The organism is Pseudomaricurvus sp. ABR4_320 (assembly GCF_056159445.1).
The window spans coordinates 53,459-67,205 of record NZ_JBSWVF010000015.1; the positions used below are offsets into that span (position 1 = coordinate 53,459).

Annotated in this window: 10 protein-coding genes; 2 read left to right on the forward strand and 8 right to left on the reverse strand. The window is 46.6% G+C overall.

The features are described from left to right. Window positions 1–192: 192 nt before the first annotated feature. From ACXAFR_RS21965 to ACXAFR_RS22000, 8 genes are all read right to left on the reverse strand, one after another. On the reverse strand, window positions 193–2,220 hold the full coding sequence (locus ACXAFR_RS21965) for a DUF1631 family protein (protein WP_475181001.1): 2,028 nt from the start codon (window positions 2,218–2,220) through the stop codon (window positions 193–195). Between the two features lie 371 nt (window positions 2,221–2,591). Further along, window positions 2,592–3,038: a hypothetical protein gene (locus ACXAFR_RS21970; RefSeq protein WP_475181002.1), complete on the reverse strand. Its 447-nt coding sequence runs from the start codon at window positions 3,036–3,038 to the stop codon at window positions 2,592–2,594. Then, complete coding sequence (locus tag ACXAFR_RS21975) at window positions 3,035–4,480, reverse strand: GMC oxidoreductase (RefSeq protein WP_475181004.1); 1,446 nt, start codon at window positions 4,478–4,480, stop codon at window positions 3,035–3,037. The genes ACXAFR_RS21970 and ACXAFR_RS21975 overlap by 4 nt, the downstream gene beginning before the upstream one ends. Window positions 4,481–4,754: 274 nt before the next feature. After that, on the reverse strand, window positions 4,755–6,071 hold the full coding sequence (locus tag ACXAFR_RS21980; protein WP_475181006.1) for a hypothetical protein: 1,317 nt from the start codon (window positions 6,069–6,071) through the stop codon (window positions 4,755–4,757). 172 nt (window positions 6,072–6,243) lie between these two features. After that, on the reverse strand, window positions 6,244–7,161 hold the full coding sequence (locus ACXAFR_RS21985; RefSeq protein WP_475181007.1) for an ExeA family protein: 918 nt from the start codon (window positions 7,159–7,161) through the stop codon (window positions 6,244–6,246). A gap of 30 nt (window positions 7,162–7,191) precedes the next feature. After that, a complete protein-coding gene (locus tag ACXAFR_RS21990; protein WP_475181012.1) occupies window positions 7,192–7,962 on the reverse strand; it encodes a CpsD/CapB family tyrosine-protein kinase in 771 nt (256 codons plus the stop codon). A gap of 47 nt (window positions 7,963–8,009) precedes the next feature. Continuing rightward, window positions 8,010–9,506, reverse strand: a complete 1,497-nt coding sequence (locus ACXAFR_RS21995) for a hypothetical protein (RefSeq protein ID WP_475181013.1) — start codon at window positions 9,504–9,506, stop codon at window positions 8,010–8,012. Window positions 9,507–9,647: 141 nt separating this feature from the next. Further along, window positions 9,648–11,066: an undecaprenyl-phosphate glucose phosphotransferase gene (locus ACXAFR_RS22000; RefSeq protein ID WP_475181015.1), complete on the reverse strand. Its 1,419-nt coding sequence runs from the start codon at window positions 11,064–11,066 to the stop codon at window positions 9,648–9,650. Window positions 11,067–11,681: 615 nt separating this feature from the next. Here ACXAFR_RS22000 and ACXAFR_RS22005 point away from each other — a divergent pair. Both ACXAFR_RS22005 and ACXAFR_RS22010 read left to right on the forward strand, forming a co-directional pair. Next, the gene (locus ACXAFR_RS22005) at window positions 11,682–12,314 is read left to right on the forward strand and encodes an XrtA/PEP-CTERM system exopolysaccharide export protein (RefSeq protein ID WP_475181018.1); all 633 of its coding nucleotides are present in this window, start codon (window positions 11,682–11,684) and stop codon (window positions 12,312–12,314) included. 71 nt (window positions 12,315–12,385) lie between these two features. Then, window positions 12,386–13,747, forward strand: a complete 1,362-nt coding sequence (locus ACXAFR_RS22010) for a hypothetical protein (RefSeq protein WP_475181019.1) — start codon at window positions 12,386–12,388, stop codon at window positions 13,745–13,747.

Consider the following 13,747-nt stretch of genomic DNA (forward strand, 5'->3'; position numbering starts at 1 on the left):
GGCGTATGCTTTTGAAATCAAGCATATCGCTATAGCTAGGTCCATGATCCTAATTCATGAACACCGCGCAGTGAAAACCAAAGACGATTAATGTAATCAGTATAGAAGCCGAATGTGACCCGCGCGAATTAAATAAAGCTGCTCAACATTCCTCAATGAGCAACTAACGGCGAAAACTATTGAGGGGATGTATTACCGCTTCAACCGATTACTTAATGTTGCCAGAGTACGTTCAAATAAAGGACTGAGATCGATTTTCTTGACCATATTGGATTGCAGATCCATAGCAAACTCTTGAGGACTTCTATCTACAACGCTATGGCCGTGGAAGTCTCTAAATCTTATAACACCAGTCGTTTTATCTCGGGAATCCAGATAACACCTAATGGCTGATGATGAATCTTCGACAATATAATCAAACCACTCCCCAACGCTACACGTGCCTGCTACTTCTTGGTATTTCTCTTTGACGGGTAAAAGATCGTCATTTGCGCCGGGAATATTCGATCGAGAATGGCCAAAAATATGCCATTCCAATATATCGCGAGAAAGCTCTGGATACTCCATTTCAGGTAACTTACCAGCCTCAACCTGATTTAGCAGGAAAAGAATCTGATCAAGATCCTTCTGATAATCTGCTCGATTACGATAGGCAATCGATAATCCTGCCGACAATCGAGTCATCAGATCTTTTTTGACGAATGGAATTCGTCGCAAGGATTTGAGATCTTTATGAGGCCGAAGAATCCATAGAAGATCATCAACCACTTGAAGAAGGTTTTCCCAAATACCATCACTCTCGCCACGATCTAGATGAATAGCCAGTAAAACTTTACGCCAATGATCCACTAAGAACGCTGAAACGGCATCCGGTAAGCGCGAATATAAGAGCCTGTCAAACAACTGCTGGTTTACACTTTCAATCGCTAAAGACAGAGCCTTACCACCTTCGTCAGCTCTATTTAATCGGTTTTTTTCAATGTCAGATTGACGTTCCAATCGATCACGAATTTCATCTAGCTTACTAAAAACGTCTCGAAGTGCGTCACTAGAGTAATTACGAGCCATGACGAATTCGTTGACGGTCTTGGGAATTTCCGACCAGAAAATTCTATTTAACGGGTTTTCTACCGGACAACGCCCTCCCAGATATCCCAACAGATCTATGATCTTTTGAAACTCTTGATTGTTCTTGTCGGCGAAACTGCCGTCGTTAAGTAAAATCTCTAGAAAGCTTAATTGAAACCTTAAAATTATGTTTCGAAAGGCTAAATGAACATTAACATCTTCGGCAATTACATCAAAAAAAGCACTTACAAAAGTGACAACGCCATCGTCATTTGCACTCAAATGTAGAGGACTGTAGTTACGACCAAGAAGAGCAGAATGAACTAGCGCATTTATTTTCAATGGCCTTTCGTCATTGTGAGCATGCCAGAGAGACCTAGGATCAATATCTTTCAGCAACTGGCTCAATGGAGCATTATTATTATGAAATAGAGATAGATCCCGTGCAGAATGTTTAGACGTTTGTTTTAGACTCTGACATTGAAACGCATTCAATAATTCAGAAAGGCTAATGGGTGCCAAACCATGACAATCGTTGCTATCGGATAGGCAGCTTTTTGTTTGACTTGGCGAAGGTTCTGGATTTGGCACACAGTCCAGCAACATCATGGTTTTTTGCCATAGCGGCTGCAAGCTAGCCAGCACATGCCGATCCAATTGCTTTAGCAGTATCTGCCTATTTTTTTGACTAATGCGGAGAGGCTCAATGCAGACCTTTAGAAATAGGCGACAGACATTTCGAGGGGACAACGGATTCAAATGGTGGTCATTCGCTGAAAAACCGAAATAGATTCCGAGCCGCTCGTCAATGTTCTGCAGCAGCGTTCTATTTTCCAGCTCACACAAATCAACCATTCCCGAACAGATTTGTTCTGTTTCGAAATCGTAGCGTCCCGGATTAGAACAGAAATCGTTATCGCTTTGTTGATACCGGCGGTACTGAGCGTCTTTCAAGAGGGTGTGAAATATCTCTGTAATCGACATCGCCAAGGCAGCATCACATTTTTGACGATTGCGACCGAGCTGAAGAAAGGTTTCAAAGCACACCTTCCTTTCGTCTAACGTTTCTGCTCGTGTGATTAGGGACTCATACAGAGCCTCTAATGCATTTGTGTATCGCTTTAGGACGTCTCCCAACTGCTCTTGAGCCAAGCCATGTAGATCCATCCAAAGATCTACAATTAGCCCCGCGTTACACGCATCTGGAAATGAGTTCTCACGAATGTCTTGTTGAAACAGCGCTTTGACAGACATAAATTACTAGTTCGCCACTGATAGCAGCATCTCAGTTCAAACCTCTGAGTCGCCGCTATTAAGATTTATTTGAATTCACTGAGCAGAATATGTACCACCAGCGATTCAATAGTAATTTTAGTCGCTCATTACACTTTACAAGAAAGAAATATCCTCAATATTAAGGATTCTGGACAGACAGCAACCCGTCAGAAAAACGACAGAAACACCCTGTGTTAAGAAAATCGACATTATTTTGACGCGATTGTTGGCTCAACGCCGGGATTGAACTAGACGGGCATTTCGACAATCCGGATAAATGGGTTCGGGCAAGGCTTGGAACGGCGGTATCCGTGGTAAACCACCTCCTCACCGGGCTGAGTTGAGAAGAAATTTGACTCGGTTATAAATTTCGTCAACCAACTCCGCTCAAATCGATCTACCCACTCACCATCCATCATGGCATCAGGCGACATACCCATCCCTACAAGCGCTTTATAGCGAGCAACTTTCTCTAAATAAGGCCCGTGCGCAGAATGTGTTTCACGCTCAAAATCACGGGAAAACTGTTTCAAGCCCGTAGATTCAAACCGATATCCGGGTAACAACTTATGCAGCATCGTAGTTGCGCAATCGATTGGATGCTTGCTAAATTGACCGACAGGTAAGGATGCCAGGATCCCCAAGCCTAGCAGGCCTAAGCAGGTCTCCCGCTTACTGAGCAATAGCTCTTTCATATTATTCTCTCTCCACTACGTAATGCTAATGCAGCCACAGTTAACGAGGGATTGACGGTGGTACACGACGGCCAAAGAGAACTTCCAGCAACATATAGGTTTTCTAGATCGTGAACTTTTCCATTTTCGTCAGTCACTGACGAGGCCGGGTCAGTCCCCATCCGTAGAGTACCCTGGACATGCCCTAACGTACCCAGCGGGCGGCCGGCAGAGATCGTCTCTACAGGTAACGGGGCGAGCACTTCACCTAACCGACTGGCCACCCATTGCTCCCCATTGAGAGCATACTGACCAACCGTTTCGTGACGAACAGATGCTATGCCATTACTAGTAAGGTCTACCCTGTTGTCGAAAAGAGGCTCAGTTTCAATGTAAGCTTCAATAGCAAGGGTTTGACGCCAACGTCCGAATTCCTTTCTTAGCCCAAAGTGCTCCCAATGATTGCAAAACATCAGCACGCTGGCGCCGGCGGAGGTTTGAAATTCTCCCTCAGATAAACTTAGATTCATTCCGACTATTGGCGAGCTGCCATCAAAGTTATCAACACCACTTAGCTTGACTTCATATATGACAGGATACTTCTCGTGTAAGTAATGCCCAAGACAGCGATGCGTATAACCTGATCGCTTTAGGATTGCGGGTGATTCAATAGCATTTGCAGCCAGCAGAAAGTGGTTGGCCTCAACCAAATAGTTATCACCTTCAAATTGGTATGTAACATTGGAAATCTTATGATTGTAGATTCCGAACTTAATAACGTTCGCATTCTGCAGTACATCGATTTGCTCGGATTCCAACAGAAACTGCAAACGGTTAAACCAGGAAGACTTAGCCCCCAACGGACATAGACTACAGCGATTCGTTGAACAACATCGGCTTCGATCAGCAGTAGGAATGGATGCCCGAGCTTGAGGCACTGAAAAATGTTGTTCGGGTTGCGCGGCTTTCATCATTTCATCGACAGAAGAAAGATGATGTGGAGGTAACGGATAATTAAACTGATCACCGTAAACAAGACCTAGATCGTCCGGACCGGAGATTCCTAGTATCTTTTCCGCAGCCGTATAGAATGGCGCCAGTTCTCCATACCCTATAGGCCAATCGCTCGCGACCCCAACAGTCTCTTTAAGATTGAATGACGAGGGCAATATTCTAGGTGAAATTCCCGCCCAACAATTTAGACCTCCGCCATAACCGACAGTGAACAGCCATTCCTTATTCGGGGTCGCATTATCGAACGTGCTACGATTATCGATCGATGAATTAACCCCCAGAGATAGCTGCTTTTCATAGGGAATCAGGGGCCCCTTTTCTATCATAAGGATTTTTTTGTGTGGATTATTGCGACTAAAGGATAACGCGAAAAACTGGGCACCAAAACCGCTTCCGACGATTACCAAATCGTATTTCACATCCCTGACATCTGCATTTTCGATCAGCATAGATCCATGCGCCTCGAACAAATTCTGTATGCGTCTCCGTGCTACAGACCACAAAAGTAGCATTTTGATGCAGTTATTTCGAGATTCCGAGTCAGTGAGAACACCCACCAAAAATCCAAATTACCAAAAAGTTACGTAGACGAGCAGATTGAGGTTTAGAAAAGGCGCGCGAATAGGCTTTCAGATATGGGCTCCGAAGGCACAGAACTTTTCCTGATCCCAGAAAAACCACGTGCCGTGTTAAGCGCTAAAAAGATATAAACGGCGAGCAGAATTACGCCGGTGCTACAGTAGGATTTTGCCTGGCGGCCTCTCGAGCCTCCCGACGCTGCTTAATAAGCTCTCTTGAATAGTTCTCTGACCAACCGAGGAGCGCCCCAGCGATCAACCACGTCAATGGACTCAACGACGAATTTGGCAATAAATCCACCATATTGACGCCGAGAATCAAACACAAACAGCAGGTTTCAAAGGGTACCTGTTCAATCTGTTTGCCTTTGGATACCGCACGAACACGCCAAATAGAATATCCGAGTAAACCGAATATACAGAGGTATTTTACGAGACCGCCTTCACCAAGGTAGATGATCCACATACCATCGACCGTTGATAAATCGGCACCGGTTGCTAAATCATATACTCGATTTCGACCGTAGCTGCCCCAGCCGAAAAAGGGTTTATCCATCGCCTTTATGATCAAATTGTCTTCATTTTCAAAGCGGAAATCCAGAGAGCCGGCACGATCCGCACTGTAGCCTTGGAAAAACGTGACAATTTCTTCTGTGGGAATCAATTGTGCCGTCCGCAGCAGAGGATAAGTACATACCAACAACGCCATTAAAACCGCAATCCGCAGTTGGTTGCGCTTGTTGAAGAAACGTGCGACAGGAAACATGAGTATTCCGTACATTGCCGCAGATACTGTTTTACATAACAATAAAACCGCCAAGAGGAAACCGGATAGTGCGAGCCCACCTCGCTTAAACCAATGCCATTTGGTTCGCCAAAGAGCTGCGGCACCGATAAAGACTGTCGCCATAAAAAAGGCGACGTATAAGCCATGGCCTAAGAAGACAACCGCCCTAAACCCACCCATACGCTTTTGCTGGGCCCAGTCATGGGGGAAAAATCCATAAATCTGCCGATTCAATTGCGGGCTCATTCGAACTTCCCAGAGCACTAGCAGCGAATAGACCAAACCGAATACGACAATACCGATTAATAAATAACGCTGATCTTTTGTCGTTCGGAGAAATTGCCTTCCCAGAAAGAACGGCAGAACCATCAGAAACGTGGAGATTATCATCGAGACAATTTCTTTCGGCTCCAACCCAGCCACACGCCCACCGAGGAGCGGCTGGTCATTGTTGAGCACGGTAAAGATAGGCCCGATAAAGATACCCATGATCAGCATCACCCCAGCCAAAAAGCTAGGGCCGACCATGATCAAGCTCTTCTTTCTTATAAATACAACAGCAAACGCCACAGAAATGGCTGTGATGCTATCTTTGTTTAACGGCGGGATTAACGGAAAGTCATACGCAACGTCCACCGGCAGAAATAAATAACCACCAATGATAGAAACAATCATAGCTGGCGCTATCGGCATACGCACAAAAAACAGTAGCGTAAGCACAGGCCAAATGATTAATGAAAGCTGCGCAACTATATTTGGCATTGATACCCACAACAGATTTGGCCGGATCTGTTGGCGTCTACACCTCTACCGACCGCAAAGAACAAAAACGTGAAAACCGGAAAATCTATTTTAACGGGTTAACCGTACTCATAGACTCCAGGTTTTTCTTGAGATAATTTTCAAGCCAAGCAGCAACCTGGCGAATTTCTGCATTATCAGTGGCAGTAGGACGAATAACTGCCGCGGCATTACGATCCTTAATCACATCCATGACCATCGCCGCATTAATAGCGCGGTTTTCGTCGGCAAATGCATAAACCAAGGACATATCACAGAGCGTGTTAATACGACGAGGAACGCCTTCTGAAAAGCAGTAGATGGCCGCGATCGCATCTTCGGTAAATATCTCTTCTGTACACCCAACTTCGGCCAGTCGATGATAGATATAGTTCCCAGTATCTTTGTAATTCATTGGCCGCAAATTAAAATCTACACCAATACGCTGAGCGAACTGAACCAACCGGGGACTATTCAGCTTTTCCATCAATTCCGGCTGCCCTACGAGAATGAGCTGCAAAAAGATATCACTGGAAATATTGATGTTGGATAACAGCCGCAATTCTTCTAAAGTGCGCTCAGACAGGTTTTGCGCCTCATCAATGACCAGAAGAATTCTCTTACCTTGCTCGTGGCGATCCAGCACGTAATCGGAAAATCTACGTAGCTTTTGGGTGTTATCTAGGCCACTTCCTTCCAAGTCAAAAGCAGCCAACACCCAGGTCATCAAATCTCCAAATGATTCGTGAGTGTTATTTACAACGCCGACAATGACATCATCATCTAACAATGAAAGCTCATAGTTAATTAGCGTTGTTTTACCAGCCCCAATATCACCGGTGATCACCGTAAACCCGGCATGGCTCATCAGGCCATACTCGAGCATCGCCTTTGCTTTCTTGTGGTTATCACTGAGATAAAGAAAAGATGGATCTGGCGACAGGCTGAATGGCTTGTCGTTAAAACCGAAAAATTCGTTGTACATGCGCTAACTACTCTGGGTACCTGTAGATATTTATTCCGGGGTCTTGTTGAGCACGGCTCCAAGAATCTGCGTTTGCTGTAATTGACTCATGCACTTCTGGATATCAGCGGCAGAATTCCGCCCGTCTTCCAGCACCAGAAGTGAACAATCAATAAAGCTCAGTGCCGCCAACACATCATCGGTCGGCAACGCAGGCGGTAAATCACAAATAATAATTCGCGACTTATACCTGGATTTCAGCTCTTTCATCAAAGACGCCATTTTGGGGCTGGAAAGTACCTCTGCACTGTTTTCCGCCAAAGGCTTCGCCGGCAACAACACCAAACGATCATACCCCGGATTGATCAACGCCTTGTTGATCGGGTTCTTACCATTGATATAACCAAGCAGGTCATCCTCAACCGGCATTCCAAAGTACTCACCCACACTTGGATCCTTTAAATCCAAATCGATCAAGAGAACACTCTGATTCAACTCCATGGACATCGCCAGCGCCAAGTTGCAGGCTACCATAGATTTGCCTTCGTTATTATTGGGAGAGGTCACTCCCAACGTTGTCCAGCCATTCTGGCGCATTGAGCGCGCCACCTGACTACGCAGGTTTTTGAAAATCTGAGCTCTCGGCTCATTAAATGATGCGGCAATCAGCTTATTTTTTAACAACATACCACGGTCGGCAGTGACCACTTTGGTATCGGTGTAGCTGATTCGTTCCAGCGGTGACAAGCCCCCTAAGCGGAGACCAGCACCTTCTTTACGCTGCTCTTGAATCTTTTGCAGCGCTTTTTGAATTCGAGACATACTCTAACTTCCGAAGTTACCTGTTACTACCCTAAAGGAGGACCCGATTAAACACCTTGAAAAAGATTGAGCCAAAGATCATCCAAAGGCGTTATCAGAAAATGAATGACCAGAACCAAGACAACAACCCCTGAGGCGGCAGCGAAAAACAACTGCTTCTTACGTCGCTTCTTGCGGTCAATATCCTCTGCTGAAGGAATAAAAGGCACCGTCACCAGAGGCTCGAATCCGAGCACTCGAGTCATTTCTGCGACACCCCGAATACCTGGATCAAGCATTTCTAGAACCAGGGTCAACCCCACAGATACGACCCCAGCCAAAGCAACAATAATAAGGATCAATAAGGGTCGATTAGGGCTGCTAGGCTCCGACGGAACCAGAGGCGGCTCCAATAAAGTAAACTTTTCAGCCTTATTTTCTGATTCAAGGCTCTGTGACAATTCAGCCTCAAGCTGCTTGTCGCGAAGCTCGCGATATTTCTCAAGATTGGTTTCGTAATCGCGAGTCAACTCCTCATAGCGCAACTGCACTTGGTTTGTCTGCTTGACCCTTTGCGAATACTCCTCCAGCTCTTCCTGTAAACGGGTGCGCTCCGAATCTAACCGAGCGGCCCCTTTTTCTGCAGATTCGATCTGGAAAGCCACCTGGCGGTATACAGGGTTAGTAGCTTCCTCTGTAGGGGAACCGCCGTCCGCCTCGCTCGCCTTTTGAGCCTCAAGAGCTGCGATCTGCTCCTTGATTCTGACGACATCTGGATGCAACTCAGAATAGCGGTTACGCATGGCCGCATACTGTGCTTTTAGGTCCTGCAGACTTCCGCCACCGTCTCCGTTGCCCACGTAGCGGTCGAGAGAAGAAAGCTCCAGTCGCAGCTGGCGCAACTGATCGTCTAATGCGGAGCTATCAGCCTGATTACGCCGCAACTGTTCGCGGATATCAGCTATGCGCTGAGTATTAAATTGCAACATCTCAGGCAAACTATCGGCATATTCAGAACGAAATTCCGCGATATCTTTCTCAAGTTTGCGAACATGGGCCTGAATCCGATCAGCTTCGTCCTTAACAAAGTTGACCGCTTCTTCTGCCAACTCAGTTCGCGCACGAGTGTTTTCATCAACAAACAGATTGACCAGATGATTCGCAACCTGCTGGGCTTTCTGCGCAGACTTATCTTCATAAGACACTTCAAAAGCGATGTTCGCGATACGTGTGCGGCCGCCAGGGTCAACAATCCTCGCGCTCATCATCTCGACTTCCATGTGACTTTCGAACTTCGCTAAAAGGTCCGCATTCGACATAGATTCTGCGTGTCCATCGAACAGACCATAACGATCGACAAACTCTCGGATGACTGACGTTGTTAAGATACTCTGCTTGATGACCTCAATCTGCTGCTCTGCGTAGCTTGTCACCGTGGATCTAATGAAATCCTGTGGCACATCCTGACGCTCAATCAGTACAACACCTTGAGAGCGAAACATCGACGGCAAAAGCATTACTATGACAATACCAACGATAACAATCATTGGAAAAGTCACGAACATATAGTGCTTCCGCCGTAGGATTATATCCTTATATTCACTGAGGCTTTTAACCCGATCTTCTTCCGAAATACTAAACATATCTGCTTTTCGCTAGCTTCGCTCTACCACTGTTACTTTAACTTTAGACGCTGAATACGCCGATCAATAGGCATTTTTGTCCGTGAAAGACCTGAAAATCGTCAAAAAGATTATTTTAACGTCAAGCCATACAGACCAATGATGAATGTACTCAAGATCGTAGTGGATGCGTCCTTCCATCTTATCCAGAGTATCGGTTTCACCACGGAAACCATTAATTTGCGCCCAACCTGTTATTCCTGGCTTAACCTTATGGCGCAGCATATAACCGTGGATCTCTCCTCGATACTGCTCGTTATGGGAGACTGCATGCGGACGAGGCCCCACGATAGACATACTGCCGGTGATTACATTAAAGAATTGTGGCAGTTCATCCAGAGACGTACCTCGCAAAAATGCACCAAACCTTGTAATTCTACTGTCGCCTTTCGTCGCCTGCTTAACTTCTCCGTCTCCCGCATCCATAACCTTCATGGAGCGAAACTTCCAAACTTTTATGGGCTCACCATTGACTCCATAACGCTTCTGTTTGAAAAACACAGGCCCTGGCGAACTCAACTTGACACCAATGGCAATAAATAACATTGGAATAGCGATCATAGCGAGAATGGTGAAACCAACAGCGAGATCAAAGGCACGTTTGGTGACACTATCGATCCCGACATGCGGGCTCTCATAAATACTGACCGCCGGCATCCCTTGAATGTCCATCCAGCGCGAATTCAACAAATCGAAACTAAACAGATCCAGCATCAAGAACACCGAGACCGTTGTGTCCGCCAAACTGCTGAAAATCTGCTTGATCCGCTCTTCGGATTTCATCGGAAGCGCGACGTAGACGATATCCACCTGCCCGGCCTTACATGCCTCGATCAAATCATCGATTCCACCTAACACTTCTTCAGCCGGGACGGAAACCCTGCGGCCTGGGCGCATGACGCGATCATCATAAAAACCAATAAAGGTTTGCCCCTCCCAAGGTGTTCTCTCAATTTTGTCGCGCAGAGTAACACCAAGCTGAGTAGCTCCAATGATGGCTACCGTCCGAGTGTTCGCTCCCGAGTCGCGAGCAAAATTTAAGGACATTCGTACAATCGAATGCCACGAAATCAACTCGATCGGCGTTAGCAAAAACCAGCAAAGTATCAGCTTGCTGTCCAGGAAGGACCCGGAATAGAAAAACACATCAAATATGACAAGAAATAGGACAATCCACAGCCAACTCACCAGAATTGCCTGTATCTCCTGCGCTAGACTCTCGCCACGCCAACTTCTGTACGAACTGTTCGCCTCGGAAAAAAAGCTAAACAAAACGATCGAGAAGAGGAGTAACCAACTGAACACGGGCTCCCACGAAGCCCGCATCATCGACACAAGTGCCGCCAGAGTTACACCAATAATAACAGCATCAACTAGGCGCGCGACCGCATTAATTTTTGAATCATGCGGCCTGATTCCACTAACAGCTCTTTTGTATTCCATTCTGGACTTGAACAAGACAATTGATGACGAGATGGCGATTCCACCACCTCACGACAGCGATAGGTATTACCAGCTAAGTTAACATTTCCGGACTAGCAACTGGAAGGCGGCTGAGAACATCAGGGCGTATGTTTGCCACCCACCTGGCACGCGATCCGCGTGGAGACAAGTGAATGCTGAAGCGTCCTGCTGACCAACCAAGCCTCTCTTACCTTTCTTCCATAGTCATACGACAAGAGATTGCGGCCGACTGATACGCGGAAATATACATCCTCGCATCGCCCAAGCCAACCAAAAGGAATCACTCCTTTAAGTGAATACCCGCAATCGACACTGCTTTATCATAAAAAACTATGATTTTTCCGTTTCCCTGCGGTCATATCACTAAATCTCAGTAATAATAGCCGCTCGCAAATTCGAGTGCTCGGCGAGGAAAATTCTACCTTAAGAACAAGGGGTTGAAGACTAACTGGATCACAGTTCATGCTTTATGAGTAATGTGGCCAAGCGCTAAGGCATTCCGGTCATAGCGGAATTTTTACTATTCTATATGGAATTCCCATCCATACTGGATATGGGGTAGACTCCTCCCGGCTAAAGTTAAAGGAAATACTTATGCTTCGTGCAAGATCGCGACTGATTGCCCTCATTATCTGCCTGTTTACGGGGCTGGTAGGTTGCAGCTCTCATCAGACAATGCCTGCTGCACAAACACAAAACCCAGGCAGTTCGCTCGAACCTGGATCCTACCGAATCGGCGTAGGCGACAGTCTCGAAATACGTGTCTGGAAAGAGCCAGAATTATCGGTAGACTCCACCGTACGCCCCGATGGCATCATCACTGTGCCTCTCGCCGGTGATATGCAAGCCGCGGGACTAACCTCAGACGAATTGAAAACGGCATTACAAGCCAAGCTTGGCAAATATGTTAATAATCCGCAGATAAGCGTTATTGTCTCAAACCCACAAAGCGCCCAATTCCAGCATCGGGTAAGAGTTACCGGAGCCGTAGCCCAACCAATGTCTGCACCTTGGCAAGAGGGTATGACTATATTGGACTTAATTCTGCTCTCAGGTGGACTTACTGATTTTGCATCTCCCAATAAAGCGGTTCTCTACCGTCGAGTAGATGGAGAGCTGAAATCGTACACCGTCCGCCTTGGAGATATTTTGAACAAGGGGAAACTACAAACCAATTACCCCCTAGCGCCATCGGATATCGTCACTGTCCCTGAAAGATTATTCTAAGCCCGCTCCAACGAGTGACCGGGCACCTCAGGGAAGATTAAGGACTTAAGTTTTTATAAAGGTAAATTCCAGTGTCAAAAATACGCAAGAAATCCTCTTCAACGCAGCGTCGGCGTAAGCCCACTAGCGGCCTGGTCACACTTGCAGCTCTGATTTCCAGCGGCGCCGCCGTTGCCCAAGTCAACGAAACACCAACTTACTCCAGTGAGTTCAGCGCCGAACTCGGTCTTGAAACCGAGTACACCAATAACGCCCGTCTTTCTCCAGATGACGGAGAAAGCGAGCGCCAGGATACCATTTATGCCGGACTACACGGCCTCTGGGATCAGGCTATTTACAAAGCCTCTTTAGATTATCGTATAGAACAGCGCTACTACGCGGATGACTCCCAAGACGACGACTCCACGGCTGATGGACGAGCTATGATTTCCATCGCAGAAGATCGCCCTTTTTCAGCACTCTTCAGCCATTCACGGCGCAGAACACTGGATAATCCATCCGAAAATCCTTTATTGGAAAATACGGACGAACGTGACATCTTTTACGGTGAAGTCAGCGCCAATCTGCCCATCACCAGCGTAGATACATTTTCACTGACGCCCAACTACACAAAAGTTTCCTACCAAGATGCTTCTGAACTGGATAGCGAACGCCCTGGCGCCCGCGCCTCCTTGGAGCATCGTTTTACGCCGCTGCACAGCCTGGAGTTGATGTACCAATGGAATGATGTCCAGTTCGAAGGAACCAATAGCGCCTTCGATTATGAGCAGGAGATTTACGCTCTCGGATGGTCAGCCAACTTACGTCAATTCTCCTATTCCATTTATGGCGGCCAGACGAAAAACACCTATGATAGTGGTCGCGATAACGACAGTCCCTACGTTCAGATCGACGCTGCCTACAATAATGGCGTGCACAATTTGACGTTTGCCGCATCTAACGAACTGACCGACAACTCTCAAGGCAACAACAATCGAACACCTGACGACCTGTTCGATGATGAAGAAGAAACCACCGTTCTGCGCACGATCGACGAAATTGAGCTGTTTGATATGCGTATGACATACTCCTATCTCGGCGTATGCCGCTCCTGTGAAGTGACAACCAACGTTATTTACAGCAAAGACGACTACCAACAGTTTGACGCGTTAACCAGTGAAGATATATCAGGCTCTATTGGTTTCTTTTATCAAGCCACGCAGTATTCAACATTTGGCGTTGAAGCTGGTTTGCGCACGACTGAATACGAAAACGATGAAACCAACAACTACGACGAATTCAGCACCATGCTGACCTACGACTACCGTCCACATCCAAGCTGGCTGCTGCGGGCGTTCACAGAGTGGGATCAACGCGAATTTGAAAACAACAGCAATCGAGATTACGACGAGTGGCGGACAGGATTGGCCGTTAGCTATATTTTCTCTATGTAA

Excerpts from the sequence above, each read along its gene's own strand:
- ACXAFR_RS22000 (WP_475181015.1), bottom strand. The coding sequence starts at position 11,066 with ATGGAATACAAAAGAGCTGTTAGTGGAATCAGGCCGCATGATTCAAAA.
- ACXAFR_RS21990 (WP_475181012.1), bottom strand. The coding sequence starts at position 7,962 with ATGTCTCGAATTCAAAAAGCGCTGCAAAAGATTCAAGAGCAGCGTAAA.
- ACXAFR_RS21995 (WP_475181013.1), bottom strand. The coding sequence starts at position 9,506 with ATGTTCGTGACTTTTCCAATGATTGTTATCGTTGGTATTGTCATAGTA.
- ACXAFR_RS22005 (WP_475181018.1), top strand. The coding sequence starts at position 11,682 with ATGCTTCGTGCAAGATCGCGACTGATTGCCCTCATTATCTGCCTGTTT.
- ACXAFR_RS21980 (WP_475181006.1), bottom strand. The coding sequence starts at position 6,071 with ATGATTGTTTCTATCATTGGTGGTTATTTATTTCTGCCGGTGGACGTT.
- ACXAFR_RS21975 (WP_475181004.1), bottom strand. The coding sequence starts at position 4,480 with ATGCTGATCGAAAATGCAGATGTCAGGGATGTGAAATACGATTTGGTA.
- ACXAFR_RS21985 (WP_475181007.1), bottom strand. The coding sequence starts at position 7,161 with ATGTACAACGAATTTTTCGGTTTTAACGACAAGCCATTCAGCCTGTCG.
- ACXAFR_RS21970 (WP_475181002.1), bottom strand. The coding sequence starts at position 3,038 with ATGAAAGAGCTATTGCTCAGTAAGCGGGAGACCTGCTTAGGCCTGCTA.